Annotated in this window: 16 protein-coding genes and 1 pseudogene; 10 read left to right on the top strand and 7 right to left on the bottom strand. The window is 45.5% G+C overall.

Going from position 1 to position 18917, the window contains the following annotated elements:
- The first annotated feature begins 22 nt into the window (after nt 1-22).
- The 3 genes from RFF05_RS16085 (at nt 23) to RFF05_RS16075 (ending at nt 1642) form a co-directional block, all read left to right on the top strand.
- Nucleotides 23-730 carry a hypothetical protein gene (locus RFF05_RS16085; RefSeq protein ID WP_409968031.1) on the top strand — a complete coding sequence of 236 codons (708 nt, stop codon included), beginning with the start codon at nt 23-25 and terminating at the stop codon, nt 728-730.
- 212 nt (nt 731-942) lie between these two features.
- Nucleotides 943-1278: a plasmid mobilization protein gene (locus RFF05_RS16080; RefSeq protein ID WP_409968030.1), complete on the top strand. Its 336-nt coding sequence runs from the start codon at nt 943-945 to the stop codon at nt 1276-1278.
- Between the two features lie 82 nt (nt 1279-1360).
- Nucleotides 1361-1642, top strand: coding sequence for a CD1845 family protein (locus RFF05_RS16075; RefSeq protein ID WP_409968029.1), 282 nt, complete (start codon nt 1361-1363; stop codon nt 1640-1642).
- A gap of 73 nt (nt 1643-1715) precedes the next feature.
- Here RFF05_RS16075 and RFF05_RS16070 read toward each other — a convergent pair whose 3' ends face one another.
- On the bottom strand, nt 1716-1973 hold the full coding sequence (locus tag RFF05_RS16070) for a helix-turn-helix domain-containing protein (protein ID WP_409968028.1): 258 nt from the start codon (nt 1971-1973) through the stop codon (nt 1716-1718).
- Between the two features lie 191 nt (nt 1974-2164).
- Between RFF05_RS16070 and RFF05_RS16065 the strand changes: the two genes are divergently transcribed.
- Nucleotides 2165-2404: a helix-turn-helix domain-containing protein gene (locus RFF05_RS16065; RefSeq protein WP_409967229.1), complete on the top strand. Its 240-nt coding sequence runs from the start codon at nt 2165-2167 to the stop codon at nt 2402-2404.
- Nucleotides 2392-2652, top strand: a pseudogene (locus RFF05_RS16060) (sporulation initiation factor Spo0A C-terminal domain-containing protein); the annotation flags it as partial. The gene RFF05_RS16065 and the pseudogene RFF05_RS16060, both read left to right, overlap by 13 nt.
- Before the next feature lie 54 nt (nt 2653-2706).
- Here RFF05_RS16060 and istB read toward each other — a convergent pair.
- The 3 genes from istB to RFF05_RS16045 form a co-directional block, all read right to left on the bottom strand.
- Nucleotides 2707-3429: an IS21-like element helper ATPase IstB gene (istB, locus tag RFF05_RS16055; RefSeq protein WP_409967230.1), complete on the bottom strand. Its 723-nt coding sequence runs from the start codon at nt 3427-3429 to the stop codon at nt 2707-2709.
- Entirely contained in the window at nt 3422-4915 is a 1494-nt protein-coding gene (gene istA / locus RFF05_RS16050) for an IS21 family transposase (RefSeq protein ID WP_409967410.1), read from the bottom strand. Before istA ends, istB begins: the two co-directional genes overlap by 8 nt.
- A 403-nt stretch (nt 4916-5318) precedes the next feature.
- Nucleotides 5319-5525, bottom strand: a complete 207-nt coding sequence (locus RFF05_RS16045; protein WP_409968027.1) for a helix-turn-helix domain-containing protein — start codon at nt 5523-5525, stop codon at nt 5319-5321.
- A 122-nt stretch (nt 5526-5647) separates the two neighbouring features.
- Between RFF05_RS16045 and RFF05_RS16040 the strand changes: the two genes are divergently transcribed.
- The 5 genes from RFF05_RS16040 (at nt 5648) to RFF05_RS16020 (ending at nt 12826) form a co-directional block, all read left to right on the top strand.
- Complete coding sequence (locus RFF05_RS16040; protein WP_409968026.1) at nt 5648-6910, top strand: ComEC/Rec2 family competence protein; 1263 nt, start codon at nt 5648-5650, stop codon at nt 6908-6910.
- 25 nt (nt 6911-6935) lie between these two features.
- Nucleotides 6936-7463, top strand: a complete 528-nt coding sequence (locus tag RFF05_RS16035; RefSeq protein WP_409968025.1) for a hypothetical protein — start codon at nt 6936-6938, stop codon at nt 7461-7463.
- Nucleotides 7464-7501: 38 nt separating this feature from the next.
- A complete protein-coding gene (locus tag RFF05_RS16030) occupies nt 7502-8899 on the top strand; it encodes a relaxase/mobilization nuclease domain-containing protein (RefSeq protein ID WP_409970131.1) in 1398 nt (465 codons plus the stop codon).
- A gap of 255 nt (nt 8900-9154) precedes the next feature.
- On the top strand, nt 9155-9967 hold the full coding sequence (locus RFF05_RS16025) for a hypothetical protein (protein WP_409968024.1): 813 nt from the start codon (nt 9155-9157) through the stop codon (nt 9965-9967).
- 93 nt (nt 9968-10060) lie between these two features.
- A complete protein-coding gene (locus RFF05_RS16020; RefSeq protein ID WP_409968023.1) occupies nt 10061-12826 on the top strand; it encodes an exodeoxyribonuclease III in 2766 nt (921 codons plus the stop codon).
- A gap of 53 nt (nt 12827-12879) precedes the next feature.
- Here the strand turns inward: RFF05_RS16020 and RFF05_RS16015 are convergent, their stop codons facing one another.
- The 3 genes from RFF05_RS16015 to RFF05_RS16005 are packed head-to-tail and all read right to left on the bottom strand — an operon-like array spanning nt 12880 to nt 18755.
- Complete coding sequence (locus RFF05_RS16015) at nt 12880-15978, bottom strand: type I restriction endonuclease subunit R (RefSeq protein WP_409968022.1); 3099 nt, start codon at nt 15976-15978, stop codon at nt 12880-12882.
- A gap of 3 nt (nt 15979-15981) precedes the next feature.
- On the bottom strand, nt 15982-17202 hold the full coding sequence (locus RFF05_RS16010) for a restriction endonuclease subunit S (RefSeq protein ID WP_409968021.1): 1221 nt from the start codon (nt 17200-17202) through the stop codon (nt 15982-15984).
- A 2-nt stretch (nt 17203-17204) separates the two neighbouring features.
- Complete coding sequence (locus RFF05_RS16005) at nt 17205-18755, bottom strand: type I restriction-modification system subunit M (protein WP_409968020.1); 1551 nt, start codon at nt 18753-18755, stop codon at nt 17205-17207.
- Between the last annotated feature and the right edge of the window lie 162 nt (nt 18756-18917).

The raw sequence follows: 18917 nt of genomic DNA, 5'->3' as shown, positions 1-18917 counted from the left end.
ACCTCATGATTTAGACATTGACGTGGCTCGACTGAAATTGTTAAAAGCCAACCATCAATCCACCATCTACCGCCTAGAGGACAGCTTGCTCACCCACTACCCTCAGAGGATTGAGGAAAACCGTGGCTATATCCGTGGTTTTGAAACCGACTTGGAGACCTTAAAAGCCCACCCGTTGGTGGAAGGGAAATTCTCTATGGAGGTCAAGGGCGATGTGTTGACGGACAAGGATAACGCTGGTGCCGCCATTCTGGAGGCCTGCAAGGAGCTGAAAAAAGATGAGAGTATGCCCATCGGCTCCTATCGTGGGTTTGCCATGGAGCTTTCCATGGCAAACTTTGGTAGGGACATCAATCTTACCCTACGAGGGGCTATGAGCCATATTGCCACACTGGGGCTTGATGCCCGTGGCAACCTCACTCGTATTGATAACGCATTAGAGGCCATGCCAAACCGTCTTACAGCGGTAGAGGCATTGCTAGAAAACCTTATCAATCAGCAAGAGGCGGCAAAGGTGGAGGTGAAAAAGCCCTTTGTTCAAGCGGATGAACTGAAAGAAAAAACGGCACGTCTCGCCGCCCTTGATGCCCTCCTCAACGCTGATACCCACGGAGGGAAAACTGAGGACATCATGGAGAAGCAAGAGCGGCCCTCGGTGCTAGAGGGACTGAAACAACCTCCCCAGCGTGGGCAGACAAAGGACAAGGCACCCCAGCAAGAGGAGCGTTGACGAAAGGAATTATTCCCAAGTTGGGAATAATTTTTACCCCTCATGGTAACTTCTCGCCAAGTTGGCGAGAAGTTACCATCTGTCTATATCCAAGGGCAAATGGAACTTTGGGACAAGTTGGGCCAAAGTGATTGCCTGCTTATATTTATGGGCAAATGCAACTTCGTGCCAAATTGGCACGAAGTTAAAACACTGCGGATAGGAGGAAAATAATGGCAAACAGAAAACGTGATATTCGCTTACAATTTCGGGTCACTCCCGAAGAAAAAGAGCTGGTTGAAAAGAATATGGCTAGTCTTGGAACGACTAATTTAGAGGCCTACTTGCGAAAGATGGCACTGAACGGCTATGTCGTCCACCTCGACCTCTCTGATGTGAGGGAGCTGGTGCGTGTCCTCCGCATTACCAGCAACAGCCTTAACCAACTTACCAAACGTGCTCACGAGACGGGGCACATCTACCGTGACGACATCGAGGACTTACAACAGAGCTATGATAGGCTGTGGGGGATGGCAGAGGAAATCATGGAGCATCTTGCCACTTTCTAATTTGACATCGTGGACACCCACACCCAACCAAGGTATAATATAGATACGGTAAAACAAATCATTCATATAGGAGGTACACCCCATGAAATGCTTACTCAAAATCGTGTTGTTCCCCATCACCTTCGCCCTCTCTCTGGTGCTCTCTATCGCCAAGTTCCTGCTGATTTTCGGTGGCGGTCTGCTGGGGCTTGTGGCCTCGCTGGGCTTCCTTGTAGGGCTGTTCCTACTCATCACCCACGAGGTCACAGGAGGGGTGTTATTCCTCGTCCTGTCCTACCTCATCAGCCCCTACGGGCTACCCTTGCTAGGAGCATGGATCATTGCCCAAGTAGAGGGGTTTAACGACTGGCTGAGAGCTGTGTAAACGATAATGAAGGCAGTGCTGTAATTGTGTCAATCCACAATTATGGCACTGCCTTTTCTTTGTTATAGGGCTTTTATTTGCTGGGTGGCAACTTGGCTTGAATTAAGTCTGCTGGGTCAACATTGAGGGCATCAGCGATATTATACAGCACCTCCAGAGAGAAAGGGCGTACAATGTTGGGGGCCTCGATGGAGCTTAGATGGGAACGGCTGATTTTTGCCTTCACTGCAAATTCCTCTTGGGATAGACCTTGCATCTTACGCAAAGAGGCTATGGTCAGACCTAATTCAATAAATCTGTCTCGGTTTTTGAATGCAACCTCTTTACTCATGCTTCACGCTGTCTTTGTCAACTTAAAAATACACAAAAAGGGCGCGTAAAAGTGCATAGGGTCAGCGTTGGGGAATAACATTAGCGAGAAAAAACTTAAAAAATTGCTGAAAAATGTCGAAAACGGAAGTGGGCTTCCTGTTATTTGCTAAATTCTTCTTGTATAATGAAAACAAGAAGGAGGTGTGCACAATGGCTAGAAATGAACTTGGCGTTGCTTTAAAAGGGTTCCGTATAGAACAAGGGATGACGCAGGAAATGGTAGAGGGTCGCAGTGGAATTTCTGTTAGAACAATTCGGGATGCAGAGCGAGGAAGCAAAGATACAAAAATGAGTACACTTCAAACATTGGGCAATGTATATGGCATGGAACTGGGGTTTTACCCAAAAACCTTTCAGATGGAGAGGGGTGAGTTGCAATGGGTAGCGTAGACATTGCAGAAATTTACAGCCTGCTTTACTCCTTAGGCATCACCGCCAACTATCGAGGTTTTTTCCATACCAGCTACGCCGTCTATCTCGTCATACAAAATCCAGAAAGGCTGCTCCTCATCACCAAGTGGCTGTACCCAGAGGTAGCCAAACACTATAAAACCACTTGGCAATGCGTTGAGCGCAACATTCGCACAATCACAGAGCTTATTTGGATACACAATCGAATTTTGTTAGAGCAGATGGCGCACCATCCTATGGAGAAAAAACCTAGGAATGGTGCTTTTTTGTCCCTTCTAGCCTCAACGCTCACGTTGCCTGGACATGGATTGTGTCAAGCGGTAGCTCTCCCCAGAGAAGATGACTATGTGCGAATGGTGTACCAAGCGGTCAATGAGAGCTGCCGTCAAGCGGTTATCCCCAAAGACTGTATTCCATTGAGAGAATTCCAGATTGGATGTAATGATGAGGCTTTTCCGCTCATAACAGTCGGCAATCACTTGGAATAACAGCTCTGCTGCCGCTTTGTGCAACGGTACAAAACCAATTTCATCAATGACCATTAACTGCACCTTTTTTAGCGTAGATAAGAAACTGTTCAAGGTGCCCTTGTTGTTCTTTTCCAATAAAATATTGGCAAGAGATGCAGCTGTAAAGAAGCGAACAGGCCGTCCTTCTTGGCAGGCGTTCAACGCCAGAGCTGTGGCAAGATGGGTCTTGCCTGTCCCAACGGCGCCCATAAAAATAAGGTTTTCCTTGGGTGCCAAAAATTGCAAATCTTCCATATACTCTCGTGTTAGTCCAACTGGCAGTGCTATTTCATTGCGCCAAGTGAAGTCATCCAAGGTTTTTAGCACCCCAAATCCTGCACTTTTTACCATGCGGTTAATGCGGTTTATTTCTCGTTCTCGCAACTCCAGTTGTAATAAATCGGTTAGATATTGCTCATTATTTCGGTATTCCACACTTGTCCACTCTTTTGCCAAACCACCTAATTTCAAGGTTTTCATGTATTGCTCAACCATGTAAATCACCTCCTATCAATCCGTCGTAAGCGCTCAAATTTGGCGTGTAATGTAGGTCAGGCGTGGTAATATCCAAAGTCAACGGCTCTGGTCGGTGTTCCTTTTTGGCAATCATGTAGTAGCATTGGCGGACACTATCCGCATCGGTGCGGCCATTCTCATGCGCCAACTCTAGCACTTCGTCGCAAAAGGTGGCGTTGCCATCTTGGACGATTTCATCCAGTAATTGTAGCGCACTTTTTCGTGCCTGTCCTTGGGCTTGGTGGAGATGCTGTTGCCAAAGAGGTGGCATTTGGTTGAAGAATCGAGTGTGAGATACCCCGCCAGGCTTTCTGCATAAAACGCCAACATACTGTTTCCAATCATAGTACTCTTGGTGTGTTTCATAACTTCTTTTATAACTTCCAACTAAGGTATGGTCATGGTAAAATTCAATGCAGTCATAATAAATTTTCGCTTGCACAATCTCTCGACTCAGCGCTGGTGACAGACCATACTTATTGGTGTCAATGGTGACAAAGCCATATTTATTCACCGCCAAGCTTTCGTAACGGAACACCGAAAAAGGGTGCTCTGGCAGGGGTAGTAGCGCCTCACGATCTGCTTCCCACAGTTCCTGTATCTCAATCTGATGCTTGTAATGGAGACGCTGTGCATCCTGCTCGCACCAGTCGAAAAGCTGTTCGTTGAAGGTATCGAAGGAGGTAATGGTCGGCACAGGAACAAAGGCGTTTCTGCGGCTATATCCCACTTTATTCTCCACGTTGCCTTTCTCGTTGCCAGCGGCAGGATTGCAGAATTCAGCCTTAAATCGGTAATGCAGCATGAATCGGGTGAATCCATCGGTCAGCACTCGTTCACCATGGTCTAGGACCTTCACCACGGCGGTAGACATATTGTCGAAGCGGATGACGGGTGGCACGCCACCCATGTGCTCAAAAATCTGCTTCATGCCTTCTAGCAAGCATTCTTGGTTTTGGGCTGGGAAATCTTGGGTGTATCCCTTGTTGGAATTGGGGAAGGACAGGGTTAGGGCGTAGCCTGTCCGCACTTTGGATGAGGCGTCGTTGTAGATGTGCTCGCCAAAATCCACTTGCCCACTGCCGTGGGGATGCGCCAGAGGCAGATAACCATCGGTTTGGCTGCTCATGGCGAATTTCTTCTTGCGCACATAACGCTTTACGCTGGAGTAGCTACCGAGGAATTTTTCTTCATCTCGTAAACGGCAATAGATTCGCCAAATTGTGTGTCGTTGCTTGCGTGGAATTTTGGTGTCATCCTCTAACCATTGGTCTATGATAGGGATGAAATCCCCTAAAATTGGATAGCTTTCTGCTTGAATGTTGGGTAGATGCTCATCGTTCCAGTCGTCTTTATGGGCGTACTTGCGCACCGTGCGATAATTGAGTCCTGTGATTTTTGCGATTTCATTGAGACTTTTCTCTTGGTTTTCGTACAAATCTTTGATATAATTCTTTTGAGCCATTCTTATCACCTTTCCGCTACCTCCTTAGTTCTAGACAAACTAATGGTAGCTCTTTTTTGAGGTGCTGACAATGGCTCTTTTTTTACGAGCCCAACCTATGCACTTTTCGCGCCCTTTTTCGGTACTTTTATTTTAGTGGAAACACTTCACGCTCCCCATTTCTACATATTGTAAATATTATAATCGTTACTATGGCTTTTATCAGTATGTACTGTTGAGCTATTGACTTATATTTTGAGCAAATATATAATAAATAGAGGCAACTGCTTGTAGATAGAGCACAAATGATGTTTGAAAACTACATCTTGGGCAACACAGTGCTAGGGTGTAGATATAAAAAACTAGCCCTAGATGTACTCGACATCCAAGGCTAGTTATGTGCTCATATCATTGTGTTTTCAGATTAGGCCTCATCGGGCAAGTAGGCAATCACATCTTCGAGGCTACAATCTAGGATTGCACATAAAGCATCTAGCGTGTTGGTAGATACCGATTCCGATGCTTTTAACCGCCGTATGGTGGAGCTACTAATATTCCCTTTGACTTGCAATGTGTACGTTGTTGCATTTTTCAGCTCCATTGTTCTCCAAAGTGGCTCATACGAAATCATTCTATACACCTCCATCGCCCATTGACATATCTCTATTATTGCCTATAATTATGCTAAAGCGTTATAGGCAATATCGCCTATATAGACAAGAATAAGACATGAAGAAAAGCGGAGGATTGACCATGAAAAGACAAAAAGGCTTACAATTATTCTTAGCAATATTTATGATGCTATGTTGTTTGGTTGGGTGTGAGAGCACCACCGATTATGTTGAAACACCTAGTCCATCTGTGTCCCTAGAAGTAGAACAAAGCACCTCGTCAGAAACTGCTACACCTTCCTTGGAGACATCTACTGAACTGCCTTTAGAAAACACTACTGAGCCGACCACAGACAGCATTACAGAGGCCTACACAGAGACCTCAACAACACTTATAGCTGAGGATTCTACCTTTGAGATTATATTTCTCGATGTGGGCCAAGCCGATGCCGCATTGGTGTCCTGCGACGGTGAGTATATGCTTATAGATGGCGGTAATGTGGCTGACTCGAATTTAATCTATTCCGTTCTCGACAAGCGTGGCATCACTGAGTTATCTATCGTGGTAGGCACCCATGCCCACGAGGACCACATCGGGGGTCTTTCGGGGGCGTTGAATTATGCCACTGCCGATGTCATTCTGTGCCCAGTGACCAGCTATGACAGCAGCGCCTTTGAGAATTTCGCCTATTATGCCGATCTCAATGGCGGTATCACCGTACCCAGCGTGGGTGATAAATATACACTGGGCAATGCTGAGATAATTATCTTAGCTGTCAACAGTGATACCGATGCCAATAACACATCCATCGTGCTTAAAATCACCTATGGTGAGACCTCTTTCCTCTTTACGGGAGACGCAGAATATGAGGCTGAACAGGTATTACTAAACAGCGGATATGACCTATCCTCCACCGTTCTTAAAGTCGGGCACCATGGCAGTGATACATCTACTAGCTATGTCTTTCTAAGGGAAATCATGCCCCAATATGCCGTTATCTCTTGCGGTGAGGGTAACTCCTATGGGCACCCCACAGATGCCGTGCTGAGCCGTCTGTGGGATGCTGACGTCACGCTGTATCGCACGGATTTACAGGGTGACATTATCTGCACTTCCAACGGGCAGACCGTGACATTTACGACTGATAAAATCATCAGTGATGATGAACTGCTCACTGCTCCATCTAGTAGTACAGCCACAGTATCAACCGTCATTACGGATACTTCAAATACAGATGTAGATGGCGAAATTCTCTACGTTTTGAACACCAGTAGCCATAAATTCCACTACCCAGATTGTTACAGCGTATCCACTATGTCAGAAAAGAATTATGCAACGTCTACCGAGGATAGAGATACGCTCATCAGCCAAGGATACTCGCCTTGTGGAAATTGCAACCCTTAAATACTTAAAGGAAGTGAGATGTCAAATGGAGATTTTTACACGCAACTTTTTACAGAAATTCGAGGCTGAAAAAGCACAGGTACTCAGTGGAGCGTTTGCAATAGACACCGCCCCCACGCACTTAGAAACACTATCCTCCGAGACCCTAGCAAGCTACACAGCGGTAGACCCTTCCCAATATGGACGAGTGCCAAACGATGAGAAATTGGTGATGTTCCGCACATTGTATAGACCCCTAGAGGTGTTCGCTGATGTCACTGCTGCCAATCTCCGCATCGTGTTTTACGAGACCATAAACAAAGGGGAAATTCAACTCAAATATCATACTTTGAATAGTACCATGTGTACGGAAAATGAGTGGCACCAGTTCCTTGCCTTGCTCTTTCAAATGTATGACCAGTTCTCTATCGAGGTCGTAGACACGGACTATATTATGTTGAAATTTTTTGTGGATATGACTGGAGAAACCAGCATCGACGAGTACAAAAAACATCTTAACTCGCTCTGCCAATCCATTGGCATTTCAAAAGAGTTTTACGACTTTGACCTATAACCCAAGCCCTTAAAATTGAATATGTAGGAGGTGATTTTATCGCTACCACACGGCTCATTGCTATGCACCAAAACAAGGGCAAAACCATTGCCGATTGTCTTGGTGATCGCACGGATTATGCTATGAATCCAGACAAGACAGAGGGGGGTGAGCTAGTCACTTCCTACCAGTGCGACCCCCGTACTGTGCAGGGGGAATTTCTTCTTTCCAAGCGACAATACAAGACCATCACAGGGCGAGAGCACAGCGGCGATGTGATAGCCTATCAGATACGGCAATCCTTCAAACCAGACGAAGTAACAGCGGAAGAAGCCAACCAAATCGGCTACGAATTGGGGCTGGTTTTTACCAAGGGCAACCACAGTTTTATCGTTGCCACCCACACCGACAAATCCCACATTCATAGCCATATTATCTTCAATTCCACCTCCCTAGACTGCAAGAAAAAGTTTCGCAACTTCCTCGGCTCTGGCAAGGCTCTGGGACGACTTTCTGACCGCATTTGTCTGGAGCATGGACTGTCCATCATTGAAAATCCCAAGCGTTCTAAGGGGCACTACGGCAAGTGGTTGGGGGACAAAAAGCCTCTCTCACATTCGGAGAAATTGAGGCAAACCATTGATGAAATCCTCACCAAAAAGCCCACTGACTTCGCCACCTTTTTACAGGCGATGGAGACAGCGGGCTATGCCATTAAACAAGGGAAATATTTAGCTTTCAAGAGCGAGGAACAGCAGAAATTCATCCGCTTACGTTCTCTAGGCGAGGGCTATTCTGAGGATGAAATCAGAGATGCTATCGCTGGAAAATCTGCTAGACCAGAGAGAAAGTCTGCGAAAAAGCCCCCAGAAAAATCCTTCAATCTCATCATTGATATTCAAGCAAAAATGGCACAGGGCAAGACCGCTGGCTATGAACAGTGGGCGAAGAAATTCAATGTGAAGCAGATGTCTAAGACCCTCAATTATCTCACAGAAAACAAACTGCTCCGCTATGCCGACCTAGAGGCAAAAGCCACCCAAGCCACGGAGACCTACGACGGCTTGATGGCTGAAATTAAGTCTGCTGAGAAGCGGATGGCGGAGATCCAAGTGCTGAGAACACACATCGTCAACTATGCAAAAACTCGTGAAGTTTACACCGCCTATCGCAAGGCTGGGTACTCGAAAAAATTCTTTGAGGAGCACCGTGCCGACCTCACTATACACAAAGCAGCAAAGGCGTATTTCAGTTCCTTGGAAACAAAAAAACTCCCTACAATGAAAGAGCTAAACGGAGAGTATGCCACCCTACTCACCACGAAAAAAGAGGCCTATAAAACCTATCGTGATGCCAAAACGGAGATGCAGGAGGTGCTAACCGCCAAGGCGAACATTGATAGTTTTATGGGGTACGACCCCAAGAAAACTGAACAAGAAAAATCACAGGGGCGGTAGTCCGTCCCTGTGATAAATAAGCACCCGTTAGGGGGCGTAGCAACGATGCAAAAGGCATCGTTTAAGAGGGGGATTGGGGGTGCCCCCAACAAGCAAAATGCAAGATGGGAGACCACTTGCCCTGCTTGCCACGACTTATCGGGAATTTTATAAGCTCCTTGTCCGCAGACAAAATATTCAAAAAAACAGCATCCATAGTTGTATATTATGTTATACTATACGCATCATTAGAACGAAAAAAGGAGAAATATCACTATGTTCGAACCAGAGGTGATGTTAATCATGCCAGATACAAAAAAAGCACTTGAACTATATCAGAAACTTTTTGGAATCCAAGCGGATGCAAAAAATGTCTTCGAATGTGAGGGCGAGGTTTATATAGTGTTGGGAGGGATGACGCTCCATTTAATCAAAGAGGATGAATCGCAGGGGCTTATCTGCCCAGACTTCACCCTAGAACATACCTACCGTTTTTACATTATTGTAAAAGATATAAAGCCAATTTTCGCCAATCTTTTCGTAAATTGTGAGGGCATTAGCCTATCTGATGGTAGAGATGGTGAACGTATATCCATAACCATTGTTGATGACTACGGATACAAGTGGATTGTGACACTCTCGAAGAATGACCATAGTAATAAAGAAGAGAATATTTTGACCGCAAGCCTCTTTTATTTGGTGGATAACATTGACGAGGCCACAGTTTATTATAGGAAAATTTTCGACCCTGCGAACCAAGGTGTTTTTACAGAGCGACAGGTGACGGACGCAAAGGGATTTCGAAAACAGCTTACGTTTTATATGGAGGACTTGCGGATTCACTTTGCAGAATACGACAGAGAGCTTTCCAAATCATCCCGTGTTTCAAATCAAGAAACCCCATTCCAAATTAAAATTTACTGTGAAAACCCAGAGGAGCTACTCCAGCGTGCCATCGTAGAGGAATGTACTGTGCTATCTCAGTGTGACATGGATATGCTCTCTTTTCCTGCTACCATCCTAGACCGCTATGGGGTCAAATGGCAGATTGGCTATCAAGAGCAAATTGCTGATGATAACGAAGAGTGAACGGCTCTACTAAGTATCCGAAAATTGTTTCATTCTTAATTGTGCAATATGTTATACTATACACATGATTAAGCGAATACACAGGAGAAACCGATGAAAATTGTGTCATGGAATGTAAATGGAGTACGGGCCTGCCTTGAAAAAGAATTTTTAGATATTGTCGCAAAGATGGATGCAGATATTTATTGCATCCAAGAAACAAAGGCCACTCAATCACAGGTAGGTCTTGTTACCCCTAGCTATGCACAATTTTGGAATAGTGCTCGTCGGCAAGGTTACTCTGGTGTGCTGGTATTGACAAAGACGGAACCGCTGTCCATTCGTGAGGGCTTTGGCATTGAGGAATTTGATATAGAGGGACGCTTGCTCACACTTGAGTACCCCGATTTCATATTACTTTGTGTCTATATGCCTATGTCAAAGGGACGGATACAACGTAGCTCGTATCGGAGTGATTGGGATGATGCCCTATTGAAATATATACAAACATTCAGCAAACCAATTATCATTTGTGGCGATTTCAATGTTGCCCACAAGCACATTGACATTTATCCCGAGAATTTACGCAACGACCCGAATCCTCCTGGCTTCCAAGAAGGCGAACGCACCAACTTAGAAAGGCTACTAAACACTGGACTCGCAGATGTGTTTCGCCAAAGAAATCCCAAGGCTCAAGTGTACAGTTGGTGGTCAAACCGCCTTAACAAAAGGGCTGAAAATCGTGGGTGGAGGCTCGATTATTTTTTGGTGTCTAATGCACTTGTGGGGAGTGTCACAGATGCACAAATCCATGGGGACATCTATGGATCTGACCATTGCCCTATCTCCTTGGATATTGATCTCTCATTACAATCAGTGCAGTCCGAACAAAACAGACGCTTTACGCAACAGTGGGAAAACACAGATTGGTCTAGCCATGAAGAATATCTAAGGCAAAAGCAAAGTAAGATTGCTAAGGCCACTTATAATCAAAATGATGCCATGATTCACAAACTCCAAATGGAGCTGGTGAATGCGTTCTCGGCTCGAATGTTAGCTGTTCGCCATGTATCCAACTCTAACTCGGAAACAGGAATGGACGGAGTGAAATGGGCAACAAGTGCTCAGAAAATGAGGGCTGTATATGCTTTGAATTTTGCTAATTATAGGTGTTCACCCCTGCGTAGCGTGGTCATCCACGATGGCAACAAAGAACGTCGCATCAATATTCCCACTTACTATGACCGTGCAATGCAAACGCTTGTGCGGTATGCTCTTGAACCAGTTGCGGAATCTCGTGCGGATCGAAAGTCATTTGGCTTTCGCAAAGGGCGAAGCACCTATGATGCAAACGCTTATATTTTAAGTACCATGGGCAAAACCAAAGAGCCGCTATGGGTTTTCCGTGGTGACATTAAAAGCTACTATGACACCATATCTCATAGATGGATATTAGAGAACATCCCTATGAAAAATCTCATCAGAAAATTCCTCAAATCGGGGATGCTGGTAAACGGTGAATTATTCGAGACCGTGGAAGGAATTTCACAGGGGTCGGGTCTCTCGCCCATTATAGGGAATATGGTTTTAGATGGGTTGCAGTTTCATATTTTCAAAGAGCTGTATCCAGATGGAAAGATTCAAAATTATGCTCACGGAGACCTAATTCGCTTTGCCGACGACTTCATTATTTTTGCTAAAAGCGAGGAGCAAGCAATAGAAATTAAATCTATTGTAGCAGGGTTTTTGGCAGAGCGTGGATTGCGATTGTCCGCAGAAAAAAGTAGTATCCACTATACTCCAAACGGCTTTCAATTTTTAGGGCGACAATACATCTACCAACATAACATGGCCTATGTTTATCCCTCGGAGAAGTCGGTCAGTAAATTTGAGGCAAAATTAGAGAAAAAAATCAAAGGGCACACAGGCAGTGTAGAATCGCTAATCAAGTCCGTCAATCGGAGTATACAGGGTTATGCCTCCTACCATCGTATCGCAGATACAAGTGACACATTTAGGCATTTAGATGTAGTTGTCCAGAGTCTACTTGCCCAAAAAATCCGTGCCATGCACCCGAAAAGGGCTTGGGTGCAGTTGCAGGGAATTTACTGGTATGAAAACGAACTAGGAGAAAATATCTTTACCGCCCCCGACAAGCGCCACCTTCAAATCCTACGTTTCAAGGACATTCCTCTGACGCAACACTTCGCAGTGAAGACCAATTATAACTCCTTCTTAGATGAAGAATATTATCTCCAGATAGAGAAGCGACGAGAGATTGATAAACACAGAGGGAAGTACAAAAAGATATGGAACAGTCAAGCTGGGAGATGCTACTTTTGTGGTCGTCCCATGCTCTCTGACCAGTATATCGAGCTTGCCGAAACATTTACATCTGATGGGATGGCCTACATTCACAGCAAATGTGCCGAAAACACCATTGAGGTGGATGATAGTTATCAACAAACAAAAGGGATTGACATTATCCATTTGCTAGATGCTGTCGTAGTTCCGATGGATGTTCATTCTGACCCATTGGTGTCATTAAAGGAGTATTTTCGCACAGAGAAGCGGCAAAAGTTCACCCTCACCTTTCAGCAGTTCGAGGGTTTTATGGGGGAGACTCTTGGCGCTGTCACCTCAGAGGAGGCCTTTTGGTATGACAGCCACCCTACGGCCTTGGCTCATAGCTGGCTTGAAAATGGCTTCGTTATTCAAAAGCTGGACATAGAAAACGAGCGTGTCATCTTCCGCAAAGAAAACCACACGCTCACACCCTTCGAAGTGCCCAAAGCATTTTACAAAAAGAAAATCCCCAAAAATGCACAGGATGAAATCGAGGCATTTTTGGGGTATATTCAGAAGAAGTATAAGCTATGAACTCATTGTAGGCATGAATATAAACTTTCCTTTGGTGTGGGTTGGGGTGTTTCTTAGAATGCCCCACCCACACCTTTGAATTTTTCAACGAAGGAAGCAATTTTTTGAAATACCGTTTGCTTCTTTGTAAGATACTTGGGATTTAATGGGCTCATTTTAGGTAGAATTTCGTTCAGCTCCGTCCCGTTGTCACTGGCATACTCTTTTTTCAGAGAGCTGAGCATATATCGCTTAGCAGCTTCGGGATTTAGGCCCTCGGACTCAATGAGCTGATCGGCTTCACGCTTTTGCTCCTCTTGTGCAAAGACAAAGAAGGCATCTATGATACTGGCCTTATCGTTGATTTTGTCCAAATCAGTGCGATGGATAAAGTCCACCACCAGACTTTCCTTGGCTCTGTTACCCACACTGGAACGGATGAGACGGCGCACATCTTCCACCAGTGTTGTTTTATCTGGGGATTTCTTGTTCTTCTCAAAAATCAGCTCAAGAATGTAATCGAGGTTAATTTCCTGCGACTTTAACAAATCCACTTCAAAGACAACATCAGTCCAATCCACATCCGACTTTTCCTTCTCTTTGCCAGAGTTTTCAGCTCTCAGCCAGTCACGGATGTCGTTATAGGTGGAGCGATAGTCTTGGAGGACACGTTCACCCAATGTGTCTACTGTCTGCATGGTTGCTATGGCTTCGTCGCTGACATTGTAAGTCGCTTTAAAAACTTCAACGGCTGTCTCATCCTCCATATCCAAGTCTTTGAGGGCGGTGAGACCAGAAAACTCATCGTAGTTTTGCAGCACGTTTTCAATACGGAGATATTCGCCAAACAACTTGGCAAAGTCCTTTTTGTCTTTTTCGGTCACAATGTCATCAATGTGGGCAAACCGCTCTTTCAACTCCCCAACAACCTCGATATAGCCTCGACGAGCCTCACCAGTGGCGATGTCTGCAAAGCCTTCCATATACTCTTTGTAGCTTCGCTCTAGGACGACATTCTTGGTGTTTTGGTCGCCAAACAGCGTGATGGCATCAATGGTGGACTGCTCCAAGTCTCGGAAGGTCACGATATTGCCAAAGGTCTTAGTGCTATCATAGATGCGGTTGGTTCTGGAATAGGCCTGTATCAACCCATGATACCGCAAATTCTTATCCACAAATAGGGTGTTGAGGCTTGGTGCATCAAAGCCAGTGAGGAACATACCCACCACAATAAGGAGGTCAATCTCCTGCTTCTTCACACGGTTGGCCAAATCACGATAGTAGTTCTGGAACTCTTTGCTATCCACACCAAAGTTGGTTTTGAAGATGGCATTATAGTCCCCGATGGCATGAGTTAAAAATTCCTTGGCACTGCTGTCCATTGCCGTAGGCTCAAAGGTCTCGTCCACAATATCGCCCACTGCACTTTGTTCCTCATTGGCGGCAAAGGAGAAGATTGTAGCAATGCGTAGGGGCTTCTCTGCGCCCTTTTGAAGCTCGTTAAGGGTTTCGTAGTAGCACTTGGCGGCATCCACAGAGCTGACGGCAAACATGGCATTAAAGCCCTTGGCACCTACATGGGTGCGGTGGGTTTTGGCTCTGAAATTGTTGAGGATGTATTGAGAAATCTCTTTGATACGCTCTGGGTGGAGCAAGGCCTCTTTGGTTTCAGCGGCAGAAAGTTTCTTCTCGTCCTGCTCTCCTTCGATGGCCTTAAACAAGGGGCGGACATCGTTATAGTCCACCTTGAATTTCAGCACCTTCTCGTCACGGATGGCATCGGTAATCACATAGGAGTGAAGCTCGCTACCAAAGACAGAGGCGGTGGTCTCAGCGCCCAAGGCATTTTCTGGGAAGATGGGGGTGCCCGTAAAGCCAAACTGATAATACTGCTTGAACTTCTTATGGATGTTCTTCTGTGCCTCACCAAACTGAGAGCGGTGGGCTTCATCGAAGATGAACACCACTTGCTTGTGAAAGATGGGCAAGTCGCCTTCACCCTTCATCAAGTTATTCAGTTTCTGAATGGTGGTGACGATGATTTTATTATCGTCCTTTTCGATGTTCCGTTTCAGTCCAACGGTATTTTCAGAGCCGTTGACACTGTCGGGTGAAAATCGCTGATACTCCTTCATGGTCTGGTAGTCCAAATCCTTACGATCCACCACGAAAAATACTTTGTCGATGAAATCCATCTCGGTGGCAAGCCGTGCGGCCTTGAAGCTGGTGAGGGTTTTGCCCGACCCAGTGGTGTGCCAGATGTAACCGCCACCTTGGGTGGTGCTCCACTTTTTCGTCTGATATGCTCCTCGTATCTTCCACAAAATACGTTCCGTTGCGGCAATCTGATAGGGGCGCATCACCAAGAGGGTGTTGCTCACATCAAAGACACAGTATTGGATGAGGATGCTCAGCAGGGTGTTCTTCTGGAAGAAGGTAGCGGTAAAATCCTTCAAATCACGGATGAGGTCGTTGTTGGACTTCGCCCAGTTCATGGTGAAGTCAAAGCTGTTCTTATCACGTTTGGTGGTGTTGGCGAAATAGCGGGTGTCGGTGCCATTGGAAATGACAAACAGTTGCAGATATTTGTAGAGGGAGTTTTCCGAATTGAAGCTCTCTTTACTATATCGGTGGACTTGGTTGAAGGCCTCACGGATGGCAACACCACGCTTTTTCAGCTCCACTTGCACCAGTGGCAGACCGTTCACCAAAATGGTCACATCATAGCGATTGGCTTGGGTACCCTTCTGCTCAAACTGAGAGATGACCTGCAACTTGTTCCGCAGAATATTCTTCTTATCCAGTAAGTAGATGTTTTGGATGTGCCCATCGTCAAAGACAAAGTCATGGATGTAGTTGTTATGTATCTTATCCATCTTATCCACATGGGAATCGGCAGGCTTGTCCAGATATTCCTTGCAAAAGCGAGTCCATTCGCCATCGGTGAAGGTCATATTGTTCAGCGTTTGGAGCTGAATACGCACATTAGCCAGCATCTGGGTTGGGGAGGTCAACTCCTTGCAATATTCATAACCTTGATTCACCAGGTCGGCAATTAGCTCTTTCTCCAAAGCGGCTTCCGTCTGATAGCCAGCCCCTTGCTGTTCGATTTTGGTGTACTTGTCTAAGACGATATAGCTAGGGGTTTCGGCAATTGGTTTGAATTCATCCATGGGTTATCCCTCCTTTGGCTTGAAGGTGAGTAGCTTGTCTCTGTAATACTCATACTGTTGCTGTCTGGCCTTGATTTCAGCAGGCAAACCGCTGGAAATGTCATTGCAAAGGGTGTCGAAGCGGTCTAGGACGTCAACGATGCGTTGTTGTTCTTCTAAAGATGGGATAGGAATTAAAATTTTAGCCAGGTTATCAGCATTTACACGTCTAACTTTAGCCCCAGTAATAAATGGCCTTTTTTGCTTTTGGAATTGTTCCGTTTGAAAGAAATATGCAACGTATTTAGGATTTAGATTGTGCGTATAGAAGCAAGCATCTCCACTAATGGCTATTTCTTCGCTTCCTAGCCATGCTACCGCTTTACACACATCTTCATCGTTTTCGCTTGTTGTTGCTATTACTAAATCACCGTATTTAGCTTTACGAGCTTTTTTCGCAAATTCAGCCGAAACAAAGGTTTTGGTTTTATCGGAGTAAGTTCCGTAATAAGTGTAGATTTGTCCGTAATGAATACACCCGACACCTGTTTCGGTAAAGTCTTTTTTTTGCAATCCACCACCACGTGTAAATGTACCAACTTCCCCAAGCGTTCTCCATTCTCCATTTTCAATTCTCAATTTATCGAAATCAAATAGTTGATTTTGATAATACTCATACTGCTTCTTCCTCGCCGTCAGCTCCGTCGTCAGCTCCGCCGTCAGCTCCGCCGTCAGCTCCGTGAACGTGTCCAGTATCCGAACAATTTCTTCTTGGACTGGTAACGGTGGGAGGGGGATTTGATACCTTAAAATACTTTCTTTGTTACCTCGTGGCATTTTCGCACCTTTTGCATTTTGCAAATTATAGTCAAAGAATCTATCGCCACATAAAATAGTATATAGATATTTTGGCAATATTGCTTGTGATGTAGATTGAATTACTAACACATCGCCATTCGTACCACCTGTATTATCAGAAAACCAAATCTTTTTTAAGTAAGGTCTAATATTTCCTATCAAGATGTTATCTATATCATACTTTGTTAGTCGTCCCTCTGTTGGTACATGGCTAGATATTGTTTTCCCTTGTTTATTTTGTAGCATATTATCTACACCTATATAATTATTTTCATCTAGCTCAGTGGCGTTAATTCTTTTTTTTGAATATTTTGCAACCTCTCCCAAAGTCTTATACTCCACCCCATCGGGGCAAAGCTCCTCAATTAATGCTTCTAATTTGCTCATCCTCAAGCCCCCTCAATCTCTGCTACGATAGCATCAATTTCTTGGCGCAGACGGTCAATGTTCGCCACATAGCCCACAATGTCCTCATTCAGCTTGGTAATGTCGATGACTTCTCTGGTGTCCTTGGCCTCCACATAGCTGGAGACGGAGAGGTTATAGTTCTCCCCAGCCACCTGTTCCATCTCGGTCAGTGCGGAGACGTGAGGAATCTCCGGCTTGTCTGCGAAAATCTGCAAAATCTGCTCAATGTGCTCCTCGGTGAGCACGTTGTTGTTGGTTTCCTTCTTGAAGAAATCCTCTCCGCTGGCATCAATGAACTGAATCTTTGTATCGCTTTTGTGCTTGGACAGCACCAAAATATTCACGGCGATGGTGGTGCCGTAGAACAGGTTGGGTGCAAGGGAGATAACGGTCTCCACATAGTTGTTATCAATGAGATATTTACGGATTTTCTGCTCCGCACCGCCACGATAAAAGATGCCAGGGAAGCAGACAATGGCGGCACGACCCTTGCTAGAAAGATAACTGAGAGCATGGAGCACAAAGGCGAAGTCCGCCTTAGATTTTGGTGCCAGCACACCAGCAGGAGCGAAACGCTCGTCGTTGATGAGGGTGGGGTCATCGCTCCCAATCCAGTTGATGGAATATGGAGGGTTGGACACGATGGCATCAAAGGGCTTATCATCCCCATACTGGGGGTCAAGCAAGGTGTTCCCCAGTGCAATGTCGAACTTATCGTAGTTCACATTGTGGAGGAACATATTCATGCGAGCGAGGTTATAAGTAGTGTGGTTAATCTCCTGCCCAAAGAAACCATCTTCGATGATGTGGGCATCAAATTGCTTCTTGGCCTGCAACAGCAAAGAGCCAGACCCACAAGCAGGGTCATAAATTTTGTTGATGGTCGTTTGCCCGTGAATGGCCAATTTTGCAATCAGTTTGGACACGCTCTGGGGCGTGAAAAACTCGCCACCAGATTTACCAGCATTGGCGGCATAGTTGGAGATAAGGAACTCATAGGCATCGCCAAAAAGGTCAATGTGGCTGTCTTCAAAATCGCCAAAGTCCAGCCCAGCCACGCCACGGATGACAGCGGCCAGACAGGTGTTCTTTTCCTTCACCGTATTGCCCAGACGGTTGCTGGTGGTGTCGAAATCAGCGAACAAGCCCTTGATGTCCTGCTCGGAGGGGAAACCGTTGGCAGAACTCTCAATGGCATCGAAAATGGCTTTCAAGTCGGTGTTCAGACTGTCGTTGCTGTTGGCATTCATGGCGATGTTGCAAAAGAGTTGGCTGGGATAGATGAAATAGCCCTTGCTCTTGATGGCATCTTCTCTGATGTCGTCGGTGATGATAGAATCATCCAGACCAGCATAGTTCACATCGGGATCGCCACCCTCAATATAGTTGGCGAAGTTTTCGCTGATGAAGCGATAAAACAGAGTGCCCAGCACATACTGCTTAAAGTCCCATCCATCCACCGAACCACGGACATCATTGGCGATTTTCCAAATTTGACCCTGTAATTCTGCTCTCTGTGCTGTACTTGACATATAAACGGCCTCCGTCATGATTTTTGTTGACATTATACCACAAAAAAAGCGAAATGTCCATGTATCAGCAGACAATATTAGGCAAATCCCTTATCTGCATATCCCTACCGAGGAAAGCAATTAGCTCTGCTTTCCTCGCTTTTTCATGTCCTTTCGAATGGC

It is taken from the genome of Bengtsoniella intestinalis, assembly GCF_039719005.1.
Taxonomy (GTDB): Bacteria; Bacillota; Clostridia; order Oscillospirales; family Oscillospiraceae; genus Oscillibacter; species Oscillibacter intestinalis.
The sequence above is the reverse complement of the archived record's forward strand: the minus strand, read 5'-3'. Positions and strand labels throughout refer to the sequence as shown.

Excerpts from the sequence above, each read along its gene's own strand:
- RFF05_RS16080 (WP_409968030.1), top strand. The coding sequence starts at position 943 with ATGGCAAACAGAAAACGTGATATTCGCTTACAATTTCGGGTCACTCCC.
- RFF05_RS16075 (WP_409968029.1), top strand. The coding sequence starts at position 1,361 with ATGAAATGCTTACTCAAAATCGTGTTGTTCCCCATCACCTTCGCCCTC.
- RFF05_RS16070 (WP_409968028.1), bottom strand. The coding sequence starts at position 1,973 with ATGAGTAAAGAGGTTGCATTCAAAAACCGAGACAGATTTATTGAATTA.
- RFF05_RS16065 (WP_409967229.1), top strand. The coding sequence starts at position 2,165 with ATGGCTAGAAATGAACTTGGCGTTGCTTTAAAAGGGTTCCGTATAGAA.
- istB (WP_409967230.1), bottom strand. The coding sequence starts at position 3,429 with ATGGTTGAGCAATACATGAAAACCTTGAAATTAGGTGGTTTGGCAAAA.
- istA (WP_409967410.1), bottom strand. The coding sequence starts at position 4,915 with ATGGCTCAAAAGAATTATATCAAAGATTTGTACGAAAACCAAGAGAAA.
- RFF05_RS16045 (WP_409968027.1), bottom strand. The coding sequence starts at position 5,525 with ATGATTTCGTATGAGCCACTTTGGAGAACAATGGAGCTGAAAAATGCA.
- RFF05_RS16040 (WP_409968026.1), top strand. The coding sequence starts at position 5,648 with ATGAAAAGACAAAAAGGCTTACAATTATTCTTAGCAATATTTATGATG.
- RFF05_RS16035 (WP_409968025.1), top strand. The coding sequence starts at position 6,936 with ATGGAGATTTTTACACGCAACTTTTTACAGAAATTCGAGGCTGAAAAA.
- RFF05_RS16025 (WP_409968024.1), top strand. The coding sequence starts at position 9,155 with ATGTTCGAACCAGAGGTGATGTTAATCATGCCAGATACAAAAAAAGCA.
- RFF05_RS16020 (WP_409968023.1), top strand. The coding sequence starts at position 10,061 with ATGAAAATTGTGTCATGGAATGTAAATGGAGTACGGGCCTGCCTTGAA.
- RFF05_RS16015 (WP_409968022.1), bottom strand. The coding sequence starts at position 15,978 with ATGGATGAATTCAAACCAATTGCCGAAACCCCTAGCTATATCGTCTTA.
- RFF05_RS16010 (WP_409968021.1), bottom strand. The coding sequence starts at position 17,202 with ATGAGCAAATTAGAAGCATTAATTGAGGAGCTTTGCCCCGATGGGGTG.
- RFF05_RS16005 (WP_409968020.1), bottom strand. The coding sequence starts at position 18,755 with ATGTCAAGTACAGCACAGAGAGCAGAATTACAGGGTCAAATTTGGAAA.